Origin of the sequence: Pseudomonas japonica, assembly GCF_900188455.1 — a bacterium.
Lineage (GTDB): Bacteria > Pseudomonadota > Gammaproteobacteria > Pseudomonadales > Pseudomonadaceae > Aquipseudomonas > Aquipseudomonas japonica.
Map to the genome: position 1 here is coordinate 53,125 of NZ_FZOL01000025.1, position 19,714 is coordinate 72,838.

At 65.6% G+C, this 19,714-nt stretch carries 13 protein-coding genes; 7 read left to right on the forward strand and 6 right to left on the reverse strand.

What is annotated here, in order from left to right; translation table 11 throughout:
- Nucleotides 1-4: 4 nt before the first annotated feature.
- Complete coding sequence (locus tag CHB99_RS24615; protein ID WP_042125984.1) at nt 5-1,468, reverse strand: SulP family inorganic anion transporter; 1,464 nt, start codon at nt 1,466-1,468, stop codon at nt 5-7.
- A 298-nt stretch (nt 1,469-1,766) separates the two neighbouring features.
- On the opposite strand from CHB99_RS24615, the gene CHB99_RS24620 reads away from it, so the two are divergent.
- The 5 genes from CHB99_RS24620 (at nt 1,767) to CHB99_RS24640 (ending at nt 11,048) form a co-directional block, all read left to right on the forward strand.
- Nucleotides 1,767-3,044, forward strand: coding sequence for a bifunctional O-acetylhomoserine aminocarboxypropyltransferase/cysteine synthase (locus CHB99_RS24620; protein ID WP_042125988.1), 1,278 nt, complete (start codon nt 1,767-1,769; stop codon nt 3,042-3,044).
- A 320-nt stretch (nt 3,045-3,364) separates the two neighbouring features.
- Nucleotides 3,365-5,134 (forward strand): flavin monoamine oxidase family protein, encoded by a 1,770-nt coding sequence (locus tag CHB99_RS24625; protein WP_042125990.1) that lies wholly within the window; start codon nt 3,365-3,367, stop codon nt 5,132-5,134.
- Nucleotides 5,131-6,816, forward strand: coding sequence for a thiamine pyrophosphate-binding protein (locus CHB99_RS24630; protein ID WP_042125993.1), 1,686 nt, complete (start codon nt 5,131-5,133; stop codon nt 6,814-6,816). Before CHB99_RS24625 ends, CHB99_RS24630 begins: the two co-directional genes overlap by 4 nt.
- Before the next feature lie 12 nt (nt 6,817-6,828).
- Nucleotides 6,829-8,838: a hypothetical protein gene (locus tag CHB99_RS24635; protein ID WP_042125995.1), complete on the forward strand. Its 2,010-nt coding sequence runs from the start codon at nt 6,829-6,831 to the stop codon at nt 8,836-8,838.
- 254 nt (nt 8,839-9,092) lie between these two features.
- On the forward strand, nt 9,093-11,048 hold the full coding sequence (locus CHB99_RS24640) for a DNA topoisomerase III (protein ID WP_042125997.1): 1,956 nt from the start codon (nt 9,093-9,095) through the stop codon (nt 11,046-11,048).
- 81 nt (nt 11,049-11,129) lie between these two features.
- Here CHB99_RS24640 and CHB99_RS24645 read toward each other — a convergent pair whose 3' ends face one another.
- Nucleotides 11,130-11,951, reverse strand: a complete 822-nt coding sequence (locus CHB99_RS24645; RefSeq protein ID WP_042125999.1) for a class I SAM-dependent methyltransferase — start codon at nt 11,949-11,951, stop codon at nt 11,130-11,132.
- A 116-nt stretch (nt 11,952-12,067) separates the two neighbouring features.
- Between CHB99_RS24645 and CHB99_RS24650 the strand changes: the two genes are divergently transcribed.
- Nucleotides 12,068-12,457 carry a VOC family protein gene (locus CHB99_RS24650; RefSeq protein WP_042126001.1) on the forward strand — a complete coding sequence of 130 codons (390 nt, stop codon included), beginning with the start codon at nt 12,068-12,070 and terminating at the stop codon, nt 12,455-12,457.
- Between the two features lie 164 nt (nt 12,458-12,621).
- Here the strand turns inward: CHB99_RS24650 and CHB99_RS24655 are convergent, their stop codons facing one another.
- The 4 genes from CHB99_RS24655 to CHB99_RS24670 form a co-directional block, all read right to left on the reverse strand.
- The gene (locus CHB99_RS24655; RefSeq protein WP_089266671.1) at nt 12,622-13,347 is read right to left on the reverse strand and encodes a DUF4198 domain-containing protein; all 726 of its coding nucleotides are present in this window, start codon (nt 13,345-13,347) and stop codon (nt 12,622-12,624) included.
- An 18-nt stretch (nt 13,348-13,365) separates the two neighbouring features.
- On the reverse strand, nt 13,366-15,459 hold the full coding sequence (locus CHB99_RS24660) for a TonB-dependent siderophore receptor (protein ID WP_042126003.1): 2,094 nt from the start codon (nt 15,457-15,459) through the stop codon (nt 13,366-13,368).
- A gap of 214 nt (nt 15,460-15,673) precedes the next feature.
- The gene (locus tag CHB99_RS24665; protein WP_042126009.1) at nt 15,674-16,618 is read right to left on the reverse strand and encodes a p-hydroxyphenylacetate 3-hydroxylase reductase component; all 945 of its coding nucleotides are present in this window, start codon (nt 16,616-16,618) and stop codon (nt 15,674-15,676) included.
- A 71-nt stretch (nt 16,619-16,689) separates the two neighbouring features.
- On the reverse strand, nt 16,690-17,859 hold the full coding sequence (locus CHB99_RS24670) for a p-hydroxyphenylacetate 3-hydroxylase oxygenase component (protein WP_042126011.1): 1,170 nt from the start codon (nt 17,857-17,859) through the stop codon (nt 16,690-16,692).
- A gap of 259 nt (nt 17,860-18,118) precedes the next feature.
- Between CHB99_RS24670 and CHB99_RS24675 the strand changes: the two genes are divergently transcribed.
- A complete protein-coding gene (locus tag CHB99_RS24675) occupies nt 18,119-19,603 on the forward strand; it encodes an aldehyde dehydrogenase family protein (RefSeq protein WP_042126013.1) in 1,485 nt (494 codons plus the stop codon).
- Nucleotides 19,604-19,714 lie beyond the last annotated feature (111 nt).

The window sequence follows — 19,714 nt, forward strand, 5'->3', positions numbered from 1 at the left end:
GCCGTCAGTGCTCAGCCCCTGCCCGCTTCAACAGCTGCTTGCAACGCTCCGACAGGTGCACCACGCGCAGGTGCTTGCCCGCCTTGGCATAGCGCTCGCGCAAGGTCATCAACGCCGCGATCGCCGAGTAATCGACGAAGCTCAGGTGCTGGCAGTCCAGCGTCACCTGCGGCGGATCGCCGGCCGGATCGAACTGGTTGAGAAACGCCGTGCTGGAGGCGAAGAACAACGTACCGTGCACCCGATACAGCTTGCTGCCATCGGCCTGCGCCTGGCCGTCGGCGTACAGCTCGCGGGCGTGCTGCCAGGCGAAGTTGACCGCGGCGATGATGATGCCGAACAGCACCGCGGTGGCCAGGTCGGTGAACACCGTGACCACGGTCACCGCGACGATCGCCAGCACATCGCTCAGCGGCACCTTGCGCAGCACCCGCAACGACGCCCAGGCGAAGGTCTGCTGGGCCACCACGAACATCACCCCGACCAGCGCCGCCAGGGGAATCCGCTCGATCAGCGGCGACAGGAACAGCACGAACAACAGGATCATCACCCCCGCCACCACCCCGGACAGACGCCCGCGGCCACCCGAGCCGAGGTTGATCACGGTCTGCCCGATCATCGCGCAGCCGCCCATGCCGCCGCACAGGCCGGACGCCATGTTGGCCACGCCGAGCGCCACGCACTCGCGGTCGGGATGGCCGCGGCTCTCGGTGATCTCGTCGGTGAGGTTGAGGGTCAGCAGGGTTTCCAGCAGGCCGACCAGGGCCATCAGCACCGCGTAGGGGGCAATGATGCGCAGGGTGTCGAGGTTCCATGGGATATCCGGCAGGGCCAGGGACGGCAGGCCACCGGCGATATGGGCCATGTCGCCGAGGGTGCGGGTCGGCAGGTCGAGCAGCCAGACCAGCACACCGACACCGAGAATCGCCACCAGCGCCGGCGGCACCGCGCGGGTCAATTTCGGCAGGACGTAGACCACCAGCATGGTCAGACCGACCAGGCCGAGCATCAGCCACAGCGCCGGGCCCCGCAGCCAGGCCTCGCCGTTCTTGAAGTGCTCGAGCTGGGCCAGGGCGATGACGATGGCCAGGCCGTTGACGAAGCCGAGCATCACCGGGTACGGCACCAGGCGCACCAGCTTGCCCAGGCGCAGCAGGCCGAAGGCGATCATCAGCAGCCCGCCCAGCAACACCGTCGCCAGCAGGTACTGCACGCCGTGCTGCACCACCAGGGCGACGATCACCACCGCCATCGAGCCGGCGGCGCCGGAAATCATCCCGGGACGGCCGCCGAACAGCGCGGTCAGGGTGCAGATGATGAAGGCGCCGTACAGGCCCATCAGCGGATTGAGGTGGGCGACCAGAGCGAAGGCGATGCACTCCGGCACCAGGGCGAAGGACGTGGTCAAACCGGCGAGGACATCGCTGCGCACGCGCAGGGCCCGGTTCTTGGTGGGGGTCTGGGACATCGGGGATTCCGTGGGGCAAGGCGGGGAAAAATCGTGGGCGAGCTTACCGGATTTCCCCATGACTCGCCCGCCCGCTAGCCTCCTTGTCCCGTAGGAGCGTGGCTTGCCCGCGAAGGACCGCAAGGCGGTCCCAAAGACAACGGTGCAGTAGGGGACCGCGCTGCGGTCCTTCGCGGGCAAGCCACGCTCCTACGCGCGCCATGCAGCGGTTATTTCCTTATGCCAAACAAGGCTATTGACCGCCTGAGCACCCCACTCCATGCTGCCCCGCTCTCCCCATCGCGCAAGGAACGACTGCATGAAGCTGGAAACCCTGGCCATCCACGCGGGCTTCAGCCCGGATCCGACCACCAAGGCCGTGGCCGTGCCGATCTACCAGACCACCTCCTTCGCCTTCGACGACACCCAGCACGGCGCCGACCTGTTCGACCTGAAGGTCGCCGGCAATATCTACTCGCGGATCATGAACCCCACCAACGACGTGCTCGAACAGCGCATGGCCGCTCTCGAGGGCGGGGTCGGCGCGCTGGCGGTGGCCTCGGGCATGGCGGCGATCACCTACGCGATCCAGACCGTCGCCGAGGTGGGCGACAACATCGTCTCGGTGGCCAAGCTCTACGGCGGCACCTACAACCTGCTGGCCCACACCCTGCCACGGATCGGCATCCAGACCCGCTTCGCCCCCCACGACGATATCGCCGCCCTCGAAGCGCTGATCGACGAACGGACCAAGGCCGTGTTCTGCGAGTCCATCGGCAACCCGGCGGGCAATATCGTCGACCTGCAGGCCCTGGCCGACGCCGCGCACCGCCATGGCGTGCCGCTGATCGTCGACAACACCGTGGCCACGCCGGTCCTCTGCCGGCCGATCGAACACGGTGCCGATATCGTCGTGCACTCGCTGACCAAGTACATCGGCGGCCACGGCACCAGCATCGGCGGCATCGTCATCGACTCGGGCAAATTCCCCTGGGCCGAGAACAAGCAACGTTTCGCCCTGCTCAACACCCCCGACCCGTCCTACCACGGCGTGACCTACACCGAGGCCTTCGGCCCGGCCGCGTTCATCGGTCGCTGCCGCGTGGTGCCGCTGCGCAATACCGGCGCCGCGCTCTCCCCGTTCAACGCCTTCCTGATCCTGCAAGGCCTGGAAACCCTGGCCCTGCGCATGGAACGCCACACCGAGAACGCCCTCAAGGTCGCCCGCTACCTGCAAGACCATGAGCAGGTGGCCTGGGTCAAGTACGCCGGCCTGCCGGAGCATCCCGAGCATGAGCTGGCGCAACGCTACACCCAGGGCAAGCCGGCCTCGATCCTGTCCTTCGGCATCAAGGGTGGCCAGGAAGCCGGCGCGCGGTTCATCGATGCCCTGAACCTGGTGGTACGCCTGGTCAATATCGGCGATGCCAAGTCCCTGGCCTGCCATCCGGCCTCCACCACGCACCGTCAGTTGAATGATGAAGAGCTGGAAAAAGCCGGTGTGCCGCGGGACATGGTGCGCCTGTCCATCGGCATCGAGCACAGCGACGACATCATCGCCGACCTGCAGCAGGCACTCGCCGCCAGTCGCGGTTGAGCCTTTTGGGGCCGCTTTGCGGCCCTTCGCGAGCAAGCTCGCTCCCACAGGGGGCCGCCAAACTCCTGTGGGAGCGAGCTTGCTCGCGAAGGGCTGCGAAGCAGCCCCACTACTGACGCCAACCGCAGTCTTGAGCGCCCCGCTCAGGTTGCCTTGCGCACACACCTTTTCTCCCCTGAAAGCCTTGTAATCCGCAGCTTTCGCCGTTTCAGCCATCGCTTGCAAAAAAATCAGTGATGGCAGATTGGCACTGACACAATCCTCGTCAATACTGCCTCCCGCATGGAATTCCTTGCCCACACAACATAAGGATATTTGCGATGAGTCAGACCCAGCCATTGGATGTCGCCATCATCGGCGGCGGCGTATCAGGGACCTATAGCGCATGGCGCTTGCAAGAAGCCCAGGGTGATCGTCAACGCATCCAGTTGTTCGAATACAGCGACCGCATCGGCGGCCGTCTCTTCAGTATCAATCTTCCCGGTCTGCCCAACGTCGTCGCCGAAGTCGGCGGCATGCGCTGGATGCCCGCGACCGACGATGGCACCGGCGGCCACGTGATGGTCGACAAGCTGGTCGGCGAACTCAAGCTGCCGACCAAAGACTTCCCCATGGGCAGCAACCTGCCGGAAAAAGACCCGGTCGGCGCCAAGGACAACCTGTTCTACCTGCGCGGCGAGCGTTTCCGCCTGCGCGACTTCACCGAAGCACCGGAGAAGATCCCCTACAAGCTGGCCTGGTCCGAGCGTGGTTTCGGTCCGGAAGACCTGCAGGTCAAGGTGATGAACAGCATCTACCCGGGCTTCGACCAGCTCAGCCTGGCCGAGCAGATGCAGGTCAAGGTGTTCGGCAAGGAAATCTGGCGCTACGGCTTCTGGGACCTGCTCTACCGCGTGCTGAGCAACGAGGGCTACCAGTTCATGAAGGACGCCGGCGGCTACGAGGCCAACGTGGCCAACGCCAGCGCCGTGACCCAGTTGCCCGCCACCGAATACAGCGACAACACCAAGTTCCTCACCCTCAAGACCGGCTTCCAGACCCTGCCGCTGACCCTGGCCAAGCGCTTCGTCGATGTCGCCGGTGGCCTGGTCCCCGCCGAGCAGCGGGTGCAGATGAACCGTCGCCTGGTCTCCGTGCAGTTCAGCGATGACACCGAATACCCGTACCGCCTGCACTTCCAGGCGACCGTCACCGTCGACGGCAACACCACCGACGTTGCCGGCCCGGAAGAAATCATCCATGCCCGCCAGGTGATCCTGGCGATGCCGCGGCGCTCCCTGGAACTGATCCAGTCGCCGCTGTTCGACGACCCATGGCTGAAGCAGAACATCGACTCGGTACTGGTGCAGTCGGCCTTCAAGCTGTTCCTCGCCTACGAGCAACCCTGGTGGCGCAGCCAGGGCCTGGTGGCCGGGCGCTCGGTCACCGACCTGCCGATCCGCCAGTGCTACTACATGGGCACCGAGTGCGAGCAGGACGGCGGCGAGAAGACCCTCAACTCGCTGTTGATGGCGTCCTACAACGACATCGGTACCGTGCCGTTCTGGAAGGGCCTGGAAGGCGGTCTGCCGTTCGGCGGCTACCAGCCGAAGAGCCTGCAAGGCAGGATCGACGCCAACGAAGTAGTGCCGAGGATGCAGTACCAGATCAGCGACGAGATGGTCCAGATCGCCCAGCGCCAGGTCACTTCGCTGCACGACCAGATCGAGCTGCCGGCGCCCTACTCCGCGGTCTACCACGCCTGGGACGCCGATCCGTTCGGCGGCGGCTGGCACGAGTGGAAGGCCAACTACCGTCTCGACCTGATCATCCAGCGCATGCGCCATCCGGTGCAGGAGCAGGAGGTGTACATCGTCGGCGAGGCCTATTCCTATGGCCAGGGCTGGGTCGAAGGCGCGCTGACCACCGCCGAGTCCACCCTCCAGGACTTCTTCGGCCTGCCCCGTCCTGAGTGGCTGCCAGAGGCCTATCAACTGCTGCCGACCCCGGCACCGATCGATATCGAGAACCCGCCGTCCCTTGCCTGCACCGACTGCAAGAAGACCCTGGCCGATGTCACCGAATTCGCCTACACGGGGATCAAAGCATGAGCGCCCAGGACTTCAGCGTTGCCGACTACCTGCTGACCCGTCTCAAGGAGCTGGGCCTGGGCAAGATCTTCCAGGTCCCGGGCGACTACGTGTCCAACTTCATGGATGCCCTGGAGAACTTCGACGGCATCGACGCCGTGGGCGAAGTCTACGAAATGGGCGCGGCCTACGCCGCCGACGGCTATGCCCGGGTGCATGGCCTCGGCGCGGTGTCGCTGCAATACGGCGTGGGCACCTTCAGCGCGGTCAACGCCATTGCCGGCTCGTTCGTCGAACGCGCCCCGGTGGTGGTGATTTCCGCCAGCCCGTCCACCGCCAACCGTGAACTGGCGCGCAAGCAGCACGTCTTGTTCCACCATTCCACCGGCGATTTCGAGGCCGACCGCAAGGTGCTGGAACAGGTGACCGTAGCCTGCGAGATCATCTCCGACGCCAACCAGGCGCCGTGGCAGATCGACAGCGCGCTGATCGCCGCCCTCACCCACCGCCAGCCGGTCTACCTGGAAGCCTGGAAGGACGTCTGGGGCATGCCGTGCTCGCGTCCCCAGGGCCAGTTGGCCCCGGCACCGACGCCGTCCAATGCCTACAACCTCGACCTGCTGGTGAAAAACAGCATCCAGCGCCTGGCCGAAGCGAAGAAACCGTTGGTGCTGCTTGGCGTCGAGGTCATGCGCTACGGCCTGCAGGACGCCGTGCAGCGTCTGATCGACGGCTGCAAGCTGCCGTTCAGCACCACCCTCGATGCCAAGACCGTGCTCGACGAAAGCCAGGCACCGTTCATCGGCACCTACGCCGGCCCGGCGTCGCGCCTGGAGACCTCGCCGCAGGTGCTGGACGCCGACTGCATCCTGGCCATCGGGGTGATCTTCACCGACGACTACCTCGACCTGCTGGAGCAGCGTTTCGACCAGATCATCCAGGTCAACTGCGACCTGGCCCGCACCGGCGCCGAGTACTACCCCAACGTGCGCCTGCCGGACTATGTCGACGCACTGCTCAAGGCCTTCAACCTCGACGCGCGCTTCCCGCGCACCGACCTGGTCCTGCCCAAGCACCCGCCCCTGCTCGCCGCCTGCGGCGCGGACACGGCGCTGAGCTATGCGAACTTCTTCGCCACCTTCGTCGAGTACGCCCAGGAGCACCGCCTGTGGGACAGCAGCACGCTGATCCTCGGCGAAAGCTCGTCGCTGTACGTGGCCAGCAACATCCAGGGCATGCCGCGCAACGCCTTCCTCTCGGATGCCATCTGGGGCTCGCTCGGCCATGAAACCGGCTGCGCCCTCGGCGTCGCCCTGGGCAGCGGCAAGCGGCCGATCGTGGTCGCCGGCGACGGCGGCTTCATGATGGTCAGCCAGTCCCTGGCCGCGCTGAAGCGCAACAAGATCAACGCCATCGTCTTCGTCATGAGCAACCAGGTGTATGCCATCGAGCAGGCCTTCGTCGATATCGATGCGTTCAAGCCGGATGGCCAGTTCGCCCCGTTCGACACCCTGCCGAGCCTGGACTACCTCGCGGTCGCCCAGGGCTATGGCGCGCAGGGCCATCAGGTGCGCACGGTCAGCGAGCTGCAGCAGTTGCTGCCGCAACTGCTCGCGGTCCGCGACCAGCCGGTGCTGGTGGAGGTGAAGATTCCTGAAAAGGACCTCGCGGTACAGATCGAACGCCTGGCTACAACCCCATAAGGAAATCGTTTCATGGAAAGAACGACCAGCGTGCGCATGGCAGTCGCCTGCGCACTGCTGGCCGCTTTGCCGTTGCAGGCCATCGCCCATGGTGGCATGCACGACAAGACGGACCAGCAAGAACAGTTTTTCCCCCGGCTGCCTGACGGCAGCAGCCTGGAGAACGCCCTCAAGCTCTGCGTCAGCGACAAGGACACCCAGGCCGACCATCTGCTGTCCGGCCTCGGCGGTGAGCGCTACGACCTGGTGGCCGTGGGCGATACCGCGAAGATCCAGGCCTTCTACAGCCAGGGCATGGCCCTGCAGTACGGCTTCAACTTCGGCGAGGCGATCCGTGCCTTCTACCAGGCGTACCAGCTCGACAAGCGTTCGACGATGCCGCTGTGGGGCATCGCCCTGTCGGCCAGCTCGAACATCAACACCGACGCCACCCAGGGTTGCGACCAACTGGCCAACCTGGCCGCGCGCATGGCGCAGGACAATGCCGACGCCCGGGTCACGACCATTCCGGCCGGTTTCACCGAGCAGCAGGTCAAGCGCGAGCAGGCCTACGCCAAGGCGTTCCTCACCCAGTACGACGTCAAGGGCGATGACATCGGCCTGTCGCTGGAGGGCAAGAAACGCTACGCGGCGAAGATGAAGGAACTCTCCGCCACCTACTTCGACGACCTCGACGCCGCCGCCCTGTACGCCGACGCCCTGCTCAACATCGCGCCGTGGAAATGGTGGAACGGCGACGAAGCCACCTCCGACACGGTCAAGCCGACCGGCGAGGCCTACGAGGCCCTGGAAGTGCTCAACCGCGTGCTGGTGATGGACAAGAACCATTCCGGCGCCAACCACTTCTACATCCACGCCATCGAAGAGTCGCCGTTCCCCGACAGCGGCATGCCCATGGCCGAACGCTTCCGCACCCTCAACCCGGCGGTGGGCCACCTGATCCACATGGCCTCGCACATCTACCAGCGCACCGGCAACAACGAACTGTCCAGCGCCACCAACTACGCGGCGATCTCGGTGGACCGTGCCTATGGCAACCAGGTGCAGCCGGAGAGTCCGTACCTGCTGCATTACCTGGGGCACAACATCCACTTCCTGACCTGGACCCTGTCCATCGAAGGGCGCAAGAACGAAGCGCTGAACATGGCCAGCGAGCTGGTGGACAACACCACCGCCAACGCCTCGGTGAAGTTCCTCTGCGAGAAATATCCGGCTGAGCTGAAGACCAAGTCCGACTACTTCTATGCGGTGCCGTACTACTACGCCGTGCGCTTCCAGGCGTGGGACGAACTGACGGCGATCGAACCGAAGATCGACGCCGGGCTGGCGCGGATCAACGACACCTGCAAGGACGCCGAGGGCTGGCAGACGCTGACCATGCCGTACACGCGGATCATGAAAAGCTACGCCGCGGCGTACAAGGCACTGGGTGACAAGCAGGACAGCGGCAAGGCCGTCGAGGCGCTGGACGGGTTCTGGAGCACGGCGGGCAAGGTGCTTGCCGAGGTCAAGAAGACCACTCCCGACGGATTGCGCTACGGCAACAACGATGCCGTGGAGCTGCTGCGCCTGGCCAACCTGATCTTGTTCAACAAGGCCCAGGAAGCGACGGGCGGCGCGCTCGCCCTGAAAACCGTGCAGGAAACCAGCGCCAGGTCCGTGGGTGACGTGGGCAAAGCGCTGGCCGATGACCTCGCCGGGTTGAAGGACGACAGCAAGGCGCAGGTGATCGCTGCGTGGGGCAAGGCCGTCGAGGTGCAGGACAAGCTCTGGTACAACGAACCGCCGGACTGGTACTACACGGTTCGCGAGTCGCTGGGGTATGCCCTGCTGGCGCAGGGCGAGGCCGAGAAGGCGGAGCGAGTGTTCACCCAGGACCTCAGTGAGAATCGCCTGAGCGGACGCTCGCTGAACGGCCTGAAACTGAGCCTGGAGGCGCAGAAGGGCAAGGTGGTGAGCGCGGAGCTGGAGCAGAAGCTGCAGCAGGCGTGGCGCAATGCCACGGTGAGCGCGAAGCCGTAAAAAGCCCTCGCCCATCCTTGTAGGAGCTGGCTTGCCTGCGAAAGGACCGCAAAGCGGTCCCCGATAACAGTGCAATTGGGACCGCTTTGCGGTCCTTTCGCAGGCAAGCCAGCTCCTACACAGCCAAGCGACATCAGGTGGTCAGAGTCCCATCCCAGCCATGAAAACTGTACATCCATACAGATAAAACTTGCCAGCTACCCTCATCCTGCGCATCCTAGGGAACCTCTTTCCCCTGGATGCCACCCCCACCCATGCGCCTGTTCCTCTGCGAAAAACCCTCCCAGGCCAAGGATATCGCCAAGGTCCTCGGCGCCAGTCGCCGCGGCGACGGCTGCTGGGTCGGCACGGGGGTGACGGTGACCTGGTGCATCGGCCACCTGCTGGAGACCGCCCCGCCCGATGCCTACGACGCACGCTACAAGCGCTGGGTGCTGACCGACCTGCCGATCGTGCCGCAGCAGTGGAAGATGCAGGTCAAGCCCAAGACCGCCAGCCAGTACAAGGCGGTCAAGCGCCTGCTGGGCGAGGCCACGGAGCTGGTGATCGCCACCGACGCCGACCGCGAGGGCGAGATGATCGCCCGCGAGCTGGTGGAGCACTGCCGCTATCGCGGGCCGATCCGCCGCCTGTGGCTGTCCGCGCTGGACGACGCCTCGATCCGCAAGGCCCTGGCCAGCCTCAAGCCCGGCGCCGAGACCTTCAGCCTGTATCACTCGGCCCTGGGCCGCTCCCGCGCCGACTGGCTGATCGGCATGAACATGAGCCGCCTGTTCACCCTGCTCGGTCGCCAGTCCGGCTACCAGGGCGTGCTGCCGGTGGGCCGGGTGCAGACCCCGACCCTGCGCCTGGTGGTGGACCGCGACCGCAGCATCGCCGACTTCGTGCCGGTGCCGTTCTGGGCCATCGATGTGCAGCTGGACAGCGACGGCACCCTGTTCACCGCGCAATGGCGCGCACCGGACGACGCCTGCGACGACCAGGGCCGTTGCCTCAAGCAGGAACTGGCGCAGCAGGCCGCCGCGGCGATGCAGGCAGCGGGATCGGCGCAGGTGGTCGAGGTCAAGACCGAGCGCGTGCGCGAGGCGGCGCCGCTGCCCTTCGACCTGGGCACCCTGCAGGAAGTCTGCTCGAAGAAACTCGGCCTCGGTGCCCAGGAAACCCTGGACATCGCCCAGTCCCTGTACGAAACTCACAAGGTCATCACCTACCCGCGCAGCGACTGCGGCTACCTGCCGCTGAGCCAGCACGGCGAAGCGCCGGCGATCCTCGCCGCCCTGCACCGCGCCGACCCGAGCCTGGCGCCGTTGCAGCCGCACCTGCAGGCGCAGCGCCGCTCGCGGGCGTGGAACGATGCCAAGGTCAGTGCCCACCACGGCATCATCCCGACTGCCGCGGCGGTCGCCCCTGAGCGTCTGCCGGGCAAGGCCAAGGCGGTCTACACCCTGATTCGCGCACGTTATCTGGCGCAGTTCCTGCCCAACCACGAATACGACCGCACCCAGGCCGACTTCGACTGCGCGGGCCAGGCTCTGCGCGCGGTGGGCAAGCAGATCGTCGAGCCGGGCTGGCGCCGTGCCCTGCCGGAAGCCCTCACGCCGCCGAAAGGCCGTGAGGCCCCCGCGCCGCAAGTGCTGCCAGCCTTGCGCAAGGATCAGTGGTGCGCGGTGCGCGACCTGGCCCTGAAAGACCTGTGGACCCAACCACCCAAGCCCTTCACCGAAGGCGACCTGATCAAGGCGATGAAGAACGTCGCCAGGCTGGTGGACGATCCGCGACTCAAGCAGAAGCTCAAGGACACCACCGGCATCGGCACCGAGGCGACCCGCGCGGGAATCATCCAGGGCCTGCTCGATCGTGGCTACCTGGTGAAGAACGGCAAGGCCCTCAGCGCGACGCCAGCCGCCTTCAGCCTGATCGACGCGGTACCGCGGGCCATCGCCGACCCGGGCACCACGGCGATCTGGGAACAGGCGCTGGACATGGTGCAGAGCGGCGAAATGACCCTGGAAACCTTCGTCGCCAAGCAGTCGGCGTGGATGAGCAAGCAGGTCGAACGCTGCGCGGGATTGAGCCTGACCATTTCAGGGCCGGCGACACCGACCGGACGCGGCGGGTCGCCGTGGAAGAAAAAGCGCAAGAGCAGCGGTGCGGCAGGTGCCGGGACAAAGCGGGTACGCAAGCCTCGGGTGAAGAAATCAGGAAGTTGATGCCGGTCTCAAGGGCCTCATCGCGGGCAAGCGGAACGCCGCCCGCGATGAGGCCATCAGCAACACCCTCAAACCAGAGCCCTACTCCTTGACGGCCTGCAAGGTATAACTCAACGGCAACCGCCAGGGCTGTTTGTCCAACTGCCACTCGCCATTGCCGCGCCGGCTCATCTGCCCCGGCAAGGCCTCCCAGGGAATGCTGTCGTGCTCCACCAGCCCGGTGATGCGCAGCCCCTGTCCGAGCAAGGCGCTCACCACTTCACCCAGGCCATGGTTCCATTCATGGGTCTCGGTGTGCGTGAGGCTGGCATCGCTGCTCACATAGGTCTGCTCGCTGATCCATACGTTCGGCTCCGGGCGTTCGAAATACGGGTACTCCACCACCAGCCGGTCACGATGATCCTCGTTGATCGCCATCAGCATCGGGTGCCCGTCGCGCAGGAACAGACGCCCGCCCGGCTTCAGCAAAGTCGCCACGGTACCCGCCCAGCGCTGGATATCCGGCAGCCAGCACAAGGCCCCGATGCCGGTGTAGATCAGGTCGTACGACGCCGCGGGCAGGGTCGAGCAGGCGGCATAGACATCCGCCTCGACGTAGTCGATGTCGGTGGCGCAGCGCTTGGCCAGGGTCCGTGCCTGCTCCAGCGAGCGCCCGGAGAAATCCAGCCCGGTCATCCGCGCGCCAAGACGGGCCAGCGACAGGGTGTCGGTGCCGATATGGCATTGCAGGTGCAGGCCACGCAGGCCGTCGATAGCGCCGAGCAACGGCAGGTCGAAACGCACCACTTCGGACAGGTGCGCGGGATCGGCGACGAAGGTCGCCACTTCGTAGTCGCCAGACGCGGCATGCAGCGGCGCGCGTTCGTCCCAGCTGGCTTTGTTGAGGGCAAGTGAATCGGCCATGGTCAGCTCCTTTGTTCCAGGTCCGCGCACACCATAGTGCGGCCCATCGACGCTGGCAATGTGCCGGTTGCCGCATTGCGGTATAACGACGGCTTCGTCACTCAAGGAAGACCTGCATGAAACTGGGATACACCATCGCCTATGTCGCGGATGTCGCGGCGTCGTTGAGCTTTTTCGAGAAAGCCTTCGGGTTGCAACAGCGCTTCCTGCACGAGTCCGGGGACTACGGCGAACTGGAAACCGGAGCGACCACCCTGGCCTTCGCCTCGCTGGAACTGGGCGAGGCGAATTTCCCCGGGGGTGTGCTGGCGGCCAGTGACAGCGAGCGCCCGCTGGGGATGGAGATCGGCCTGCTGACCGACGATGTGCCGGCAGCCCACGCCCGCGCCCTCGAGGCCGGGGCGCGGGAGCTGAAGGCACCCCAGGTCAAGCCGTGGGGGCAGACGGTGTCGTGGGTCAGGTGCCCGGCGGGGATCCTGGTGGAGTTGTGTACGCCGATGGGGTGAACCTCGACTGACTTGCCCGCGAAGGCCTTGTAGGAGCTGGCTTGCCTGCGAAGGCCTGCACAGCAGGCCCAATACAGGCGCTGCTGATTTGGGACCGCTGCGCAGTCCTTTCGCGGGCAAGCCACGCTCCTACGGGAGATCGCGGCGATTCAAGGCCTTTCGCCCTACTCGTGATGCGGCTCACCCAGGAACGTCAACGAGGTGAACAACCCCTCCTCCGCCGTCGGCGCATCCTTGGCCAGGGGCCGGGTCACGCTGGCGGCGATGATGTTCAACCCTTCATTTCGCACCACCACGCTGGCCCGCCCTTCGGCGTCGGTAGTCGCCACGACCTGATGCAGCGCGCCGCGATAATCGCCGACCAGGTCCACGCCCGCCACCGGCTGGCCATCCAGCAACACCCGCACCGGCAACGCCTTGCCCGGCCCGACCTTGAGCGGATCGACCTGCGGCACGATCACCAGGCGCAATGCCTTCAATGGCGGCAGCTTCGCACCTTCCTGGTAGATCGCCAGGCTGTACTTCCAGGTATGAATCGAGCCGATCGCATCACGCACCTTGCTGCGGTCCTCGTTCACCCATTGCTTCTGCGGTGTCTGCGACCAGGGGCCATTGTCCAGCACCACCGCCACACCCGCCGGCGCGCGCAGCGGCTGCAGACGGGCATGGTCGGCCAGGCGCTCGACGCTCACCGGGATCTGCCGCCCCTGCCCGTCCCAGGCCCAGGCGCTCTTGATCTTCTGCGCCTTGAAGGCGTTGTCCTCGGCACCATGGCCATACACCACCTCGATCGCGCCGCGGCGTTCCTCGGTCCACAGGCCATGCCCCTGGGCAGTGCCGGCGATGGCCAGCAGACCGGTCAGCAGCCAGGGCATCAGTCGTACGTTCATTGCGGGTCCTTATCGATGTCAGAGGGAATAGGTCAGGCTGAGGCTGAGATTTCGCGGATCGCCGGGCATGTTCCAGGCCGCGTTGTAACCCCGCTCGTAGTACTTGCGGTCGAACAGGTTGTTCAGGTTCAGGCCGAAGCTGAGCTGTTCGCTGGCCTTGTAGTGGGCCAGGAGGTCGACGGTGCTGTAGGACGGCTGGCGGAAACTGCTGCCGGCCTGGCCGGAACGTTCGCCGACATAGTTGGCCGCGGCGCCGAAATCGGAACCGCGCAACGCCCCGTCCTGGAATTCGTAGACCGCCATCAGGCTGCCGCTGTGGCGGGGAATGCCAAGCAGGTCGCTACCCTTGGGCAACGCGGCATCGCCCTTGGTCACTTCGGCATCGATCCAGGCATAGGCACCGATGATCCGCACGGCATCGGTCACCTGCCCGCTGAACTGCAGGTCGACCCCCTGGCTGCGCGCCTTGCCGGCGGCGATGCTGTCGCCGAAGGCATCGGTGGTGATGACGTTTTCCTTGTCGATATGGAACAGCGCCAGCGTCGCGCCGACGCGGCTGTCGAACAGGTCGAGCTTGAGCCCGGTCTCGTAGCCGATGCCCTTCTCCGGCTTGTACACCTGGCCGCGGGTGCCGATGGCGTTGGGCTTGAACGAGGTCGAGGCATTGGCGAACACGCCGACCTGCGGCGTGAGTTGATAGAGCAGGCCGACCCGCGGCGTGACCACGTCCTTTTCCTGGGTGTTGCTGACCCGGGTGGTGCGGTTCAGCGCGGTCTGCTCGACCCGCTCCAGACGCACCCCGAGCAGCCCGCGCAGACGCTCGGTGAAGGCGATCTGATCCTGCAGGTTGAGGGCGTAGCTCTCGGTGTGCTCGAAGAAGTCGTTGGGATTGACGATCGCCGGCTTGGCCTGGCCGTAGACCGGGTTGTAGATATCCAGCCCGTAGCCGAAACCGGTGACGCTCTGCGGATATTTCTGGCTGTTGCGGTAGTTCTCGTATTCCAGGCCGATCAGGGTCTGGTGCTGCCAGCCGGCCCAGTCGAACTGACCATGCAGTTCGGCCTGGGTGATGGTGTCGTTCCACTCGAAATCACGCTCGCGGTAGAAGCGGCTGATGCGGTCGCCCACCACCCGCGAGGTTTCCGAGCTGTTCCCACGCAGCGTGCCCTGGGTGTAGTGATTGGCCAGGCGCAGCTTCCAGTTGTCGTCGAGGTAGTGCTCCAGGGCCACGTCGAGGGTCTGGTTGTCGTTGCGGACATGACCGTCGTTGGGCTCGCCGAGGAAGGTCGAGCGGGAGACCGGCCCCAGTTCGCCATTCACCGCCGGGATGCCGCGATCGAACACCGATTCGGTGCGGGAGAACTCGGTGTCGATGGACAGCAGGGTATCCGGCGTCAGCTGCCAGCTCAGCGACGGGCTGACGATGGCGCGGCGGCCATCGACGTGATCACGGAAGCTGCCGTTGTCTTCCACCGCCATGTTGACCCGCGACAGCACGCGGCCGTCCTCGCTCAGCGGGGTGTTGACGTCGAGGCTGCTGCGGTAGCGGTCCCAGCTGCCGGCGCTGGCCTTGAAGGTGGTGAAAGCCTCGGCCTGGGGCTTCTTGCCGACGATGTTCACCAGCCCGCCGGGATCGCCGCGCCCGTAGAGACTGGCGGCCGGGCCCTTGAGCACTTCGATGCGCTCGATCGTCGCGGTGTCCGGCGCGCTGTAGCTGCCGCGGTTGATGGCGAAGCCGTTCTTGTACAGCTCGCCGGTGGTGAAGCCGCGCACGCTGTAGTTGAGGAAGGTCAGGCCGCCGAAGTTGTTCTGCCGCGACACGCCGCCGGCGAAGTCGAGGGCGCGGTCGATACGGGTACTGTTGAGGTCTTCGATGACCTGCGCCGGGACCACGCTGATGGCTTGCGGGGTGTCGCGGATATCGGCGTCGGTGCGGGTCGCGGTGGCCGAACGGGTAGCGCGATAGCCTTGCACCGGGCCATCGGCGCGTTCTTCGAGGCGGCGTTCGGTGACGCTGACGGCGTCCAGCACCACGGGCTCCTGGGCCAGTGCGGGCAGGCCAAACAGGCCGGCGGACAAGCCGAGGTACAACCTTCCAATGGGGTAGTTCATGGGGGCTCCTGAGTTATTTATGTAATAACATAACAATTCAGAAGCAAAATGACACCATTGGGTTTGTAGGGGATTGCATTCACATCGCTCAATTCCCCCGTAGGAGCGAGGCTTGCCCGCGAAAGGACCGCGCAGCGGTCCCCGATAGCAGTGAGGTCCGGGACCGCCATGCGGTCCTTTCGCGGGCAAGCCTCGCTCCTACGGGGGCATGGTGTTAGCCGCGAATCACTGCCTTGAGCACGGTCTTGAACGTCTCGATCTGCTCTTCGCTGAACTCACCGAACACCTTGTCCTGCTGCTCCCGGGCAATGCTCCACAGTGCCTCGGTCTGGTCGATGCCGCTGACGGTCAGGCGCACATGCCCTTCAGCCTCGCTGTCGCAGACCAGGCCCTTGCGCTTGAGATTGGCCACCGCCTCGTCGATCTCCCGCGCCGGCATCGCCACTTCGCGCTGCAGGTCGGCGAGACTCAGGCCGGCATCGTTTTCCAGCACCATCAGCATCCGCGCCTCGCTGGTACGCAGCCCGCTGGACAGCTGTCGCGGCTGATAGCTGCTCTGGTAGGCACGCAGCGCCTGGGTCATCAGGTAATACAGGTTGTGGCTCAGGCGCCCCTGGAAATTGCTGCTCGGCGGCTGGCCTTCCTCGCGGCGGGTCATGCGCGTGTGCGGCAGGACCATGGAGTAGGCACCCTGGTGATACAGCAGCGGCGAACGCCCGCAGTCCTCGAAGCACACCACCTTGCCGATCATGATCCAGTGATCGCCACCGTCGAGGATCTGGTACTTCTCGCACTGGAAGTTGGCCGAGCAGTCCAGCAGGATCGGCGCCCCGCCCGCGCCCGCCTGGTGCGGGATACCGGCGAAGCGGTCGTCGCGCGGCTTGGCGAAGTTGTTGGACAGGTCGATCTGGTCGGCGGCGAGGATGTTCACCGCGAAGTGGCTGGCCGCCTCGAAGGTCGCGAGGCTGGTGGAGCGCTTGTCGAGGCTCCAGAGGACCAGCGCAGGATCGAGGGACACCGAGTTGAAGCTGTTGGCGGTGACACCGACCTTGTTGCCCCGGCCATCGTCGGCGGTGACCACGGTGACGCCGGTGGCGAAGTTGCCCAGGGCGCGGCGGAAGGCGCGGCTGTCGAAGGCCGCGGTGGTTTCGTTGGACATGCAAGACTCCCCGGCTGCCCCAGCGGGCAACCGTGATTTGTTGTTATGCGAGAGAGAAGAACGGTCGCGGATCAGACCATGCTTGGATCGGGATCGAGGCCCATCAGCTCCCGGCCGAGGATCTGCGCGCAGACGTCGTAGTCGGTGTAGGCGTGCGCACCGGTCATGTGCGAGTCGCGCCACAGGCGTTGCAACTCGTTGCTCTCGAACCAGGCGGTACCGCCGGCGGCTTCGTACAGGCGATCGACGGCCTGGATGCACATCTTCACCGCGTAGGCCTGGTTGGTGCGCCAGAAGGCCAGGGTTTCGCGACTCGGGTATTCCTTGCGCACGCCGTGCTCGGCATGGTCCTGCCAGGTCTTTTCGAGGAACGCGCGGGCGGCGGCGACCTGATGGGTCGATTCGGCCAGACGCATCAGCGCTGGCGTCGCGGCACCGACACTGACCCCGGTGTAGGCGCGCACGCGGTTTTTGGTCTTCTCGCGGAAGGCTTCGAGCATGCGCTCGGCGATGCCCAGGCTGATGGTGGCGAAACCGACGGCGAAGTACGGACGGTACGGGGTGTGGAAGATCTTGCTGTCCGGGTACAGACCGAAGCCGGCGGACTTGCCTTCCATCATGTCCTTGGCTTTCTGGATGCGGTGCTCGGGGACGAACGCCTTGTCGATGATCAGGGTCTTGGTGCCGCTGCCCTTCATGCCGGCGGCGTGCCAGTCGTCACGGATCTCGTAGTCGCTGCGCGGCAGCACGGCGAAGCAGTAGTCCTGGGTGCCTTCGGCATTGGCCCGGCGGCAGCCGACGATGGCCCATTCGGCGTGGTCGCAACCACTGCTCCAGCCCATCTCACCGCTGAACAGCAGGCCGCCCTCGACTTCCTCGACACGCCCGAACGGAGCGATGCTGCTGGAGGCGGTGTGGTCCGGGTTCACGCCCCAGATTTCCTCCTGCAGCCTGGCCGGGAACATGGCCAGTTGGTGGTTGTGGGTGCACAGCAGGCTCATGGCCCAGGCGGTACTGGCGCAGGCACCGGCCAGCAGGGCGATGCAGTCGGTGAATTCCGGCAGGGAGATCTCCATGCCGCCATAGGCTTTCGGCAGGAAGGCGCGGTGCAGGCCGATGCCCTTGAGCAGGGCGATGTTCTCGGCGGGGACCATGCGCTCCTTTTCGGCACGCGGGGCATTGGCGGCGATGGCCGGCAGTACCGACTTGAGGTCTTCGAGCAGCGGGTTTGGCTTTTTCATGGGTGGCCCTGCTTATTATTGGATGTCCGACAGAACTACCAGTGGCAGCGACTGCGGCGGATTCGGGGCCAGTATGGGAAACGCCGGGCAAGCTGAAAATGCACCTTCCACAGACAAAATTGTACTTTCCATGGCGCACGCCGAACGGGCGACCCGCGCTCTGGCAGACCCGGTCATGAACCCATGGCAGGCACAGTCAAGTCACCCGCGCGGGCCTGCGCTAGGGTGCGGCTTTGCCTCTTTCACAGGTACATCCGACATGAGCATTTCCCTTCTGCCCGCCGTCCAGGCCTTCCTTCAGCGCGACCACGGCCTGTTCATCGACGGCCAGGCGCGGGTCGCCGGCAGCGGCCGTCACCTGGAGGTGATCGACCCGGCCAGCGGCGAAGTCATCAGCCGCGTCGGCGAAGCCAGCCAGGCCGATATCGAGGCCGCCGTGGCGTCCTCGCGCCAGGGCTTCGCCCAGTGGTCCAAGGCCGCTCCGGCGGTGCGTGGCGGCGTGCTGCTGAAACTCGCCGACCTGCTGGAACGCAACCGCGAGGAGCTGGCGCAGATCGAGACCCTGCAATCGGGCAAGCTGATCCAGATCTCGCGCAACTTCGAAGTCGACCAGGCCGCGCACTTCCTGCGCTACTACGCCGGCTGGGCGACCAAGATCGGCGGCGAGACCATCACCCCGTCGCTGCCCTCGTTCAATGGCGAGCAATACACCGCCTTCACCCTGCGCGAGCCGATCGGCGTGGTGGTGGGCATCGTGCCGTGGAACTTCTCGACCATGATCGCCATCTGGAAACTGGCCTCGGCGCTGGTCACCGGCTGCAGCGTGATCATCAAGCCGAGCGAGTTCACCCCGCTGACCATCCTGCGCATCGCCGAACTGGCGGTGGAGGCCGGCCTGCCGGCGGGCGCGCTGAACGTGGTCACCGGTGCCGGCGGCGTCGGCAAGGCCCTGATCGAGCACCCGCACACCGACAAGGTGTCGTTCACCGGTTCCGTGCCGACCGGCCTCGCCGTGGGCCAGACCGCCATGGCCGCCAACCTGACCCGCGCCACCCTGGAACTGGGCGGCAAGAACGCCGCCGGCTTCCTCCCGGATGTCGATGTGGAGAAGGCCGTGGCCGGGATCATCGAGGCGGGCTTCCTGCATTCCGGGCAGATCTGCGCCGCGGCCGAGCGCTTCTATGTGCACCGTTCGCAGATCGACGCGATCACCCAGCGCCTGTGCGAACGCCTGGGCCAGTTGAAGATCGGCTCGCCACTGGATGAAAGCGCCGAATTCGGCCCGGTCACCAACAAGCAGCACCAGGCCAAGCTCGGCCAGCTGTTCGCCAAGGCCCGCGCGGAAAACTGCACCATCCTGCATGGCGGCAAGCTGATCGATGGTCCGGGCTGCTATGTCGAGCCGACGGTGATCCTCGCCAACTCGGCCCGGGACAGCCTGCTGACCGAAGAGACGTTCGGCCCGGTGGCCACCTTCCTGCCCTATGACAGCGAGGAAGAACTGATCGAACTGATGAACGACAGCCCGTTCGGCCTCAGCGCCAGCCTGTGGACCAACGACCTGGGCAAGGCCATGCGCCTGATTCCGCAGATCCAGGCGGGTACGCTGTGGGTCAACATGCACACCCTGCTCGACCCGGCGGTGCCGTTCGGCGGGATCAAGGCCTCGGGTGTAGGCCGGGAGTTCGGTGGGGCGTTCATCGAGGATTACACCGAGTTGAAGTCGGTGATGATTCGTTATTGATCTCTGGGGCCGCGTTGCGGCCCTTCGCGGGCAAGCCACGCTCCTACGGGTTGATCGCGAAGGACCGCAACGCGGTCCCAACAATCGCCACAAACCTCTAGAATGGCCCGC

What these genes read in the sequence shown, in the direction of transcription:
- CHB99_RS24655 (WP_089266671.1), bottom strand. Translation starts at nt 13,347, where the DNA reads ATGAACGTACGACTGATGCCCTGGCTGCTGACCGGTCTGCTGGCCATC.
- CHB99_RS24625 (WP_042125990.1), top strand. Translation starts at nt 3,365, where the DNA reads ATGAGTCAGACCCAGCCATTGGATGTCGCCATCATCGGCGGCGGCGTA.
- CHB99_RS24660 (WP_042126003.1), bottom strand. Translation starts at nt 15,459, where the DNA reads ATGAACTACCCCATTGGAAGGTTGTACCTCGGCTTGTCCGCCGGCCTG.
- CHB99_RS24665 (WP_042126009.1), bottom strand. Translation starts at nt 16,618, where the DNA reads ATGTCCAACGAAACCACCGCGGCCTTCGACAGCCGCGCCTTCCGCCGC.
- CHB99_RS24670 (WP_042126011.1), bottom strand. Translation starts at nt 17,859, where the DNA reads ATGAAAAAGCCAAACCCGCTGCTCGAAGACCTCAAGTCGGTACTGCCG.
- CHB99_RS24650 (WP_042126001.1), top strand. Translation starts at nt 12,068, where the DNA reads ATGAAACTGGGATACACCATCGCCTATGTCGCGGATGTCGCGGCGTCG.
- CHB99_RS24675 (WP_042126013.1), top strand. Translation starts at nt 18,119, where the DNA reads ATGAGCATTTCCCTTCTGCCCGCCGTCCAGGCCTTCCTTCAGCGCGAC.
- CHB99_RS24615 (WP_042125984.1), bottom strand. Translation starts at nt 1,468, where the DNA reads ATGTCCCAGACCCCCACCAAGAACCGGGCCCTGCGCGTGCGCAGCGAT.
- CHB99_RS24640 (WP_042125997.1), top strand. Translation starts at nt 9,093, where the DNA reads ATGCGCCTGTTCCTCTGCGAAAAACCCTCCCAGGCCAAGGATATCGCC.
- CHB99_RS24630 (WP_042125993.1), top strand. Translation starts at nt 5,131, where the DNA reads ATGAGCGCCCAGGACTTCAGCGTTGCCGACTACCTGCTGACCCGTCTC.
- CHB99_RS24620 (WP_042125988.1), top strand. Translation starts at nt 1,767, where the DNA reads ATGAAGCTGGAAACCCTGGCCATCCACGCGGGCTTCAGCCCGGATCCG.
- CHB99_RS24635 (WP_042125995.1), top strand. Translation starts at nt 6,829, where the DNA reads ATGGAAAGAACGACCAGCGTGCGCATGGCAGTCGCCTGCGCACTGCTG.
- CHB99_RS24645 (WP_042125999.1), bottom strand. Translation starts at nt 11,951, where the DNA reads ATGGCCGATTCACTTGCCCTCAACAAAGCCAGCTGGGACGAACGCGCG.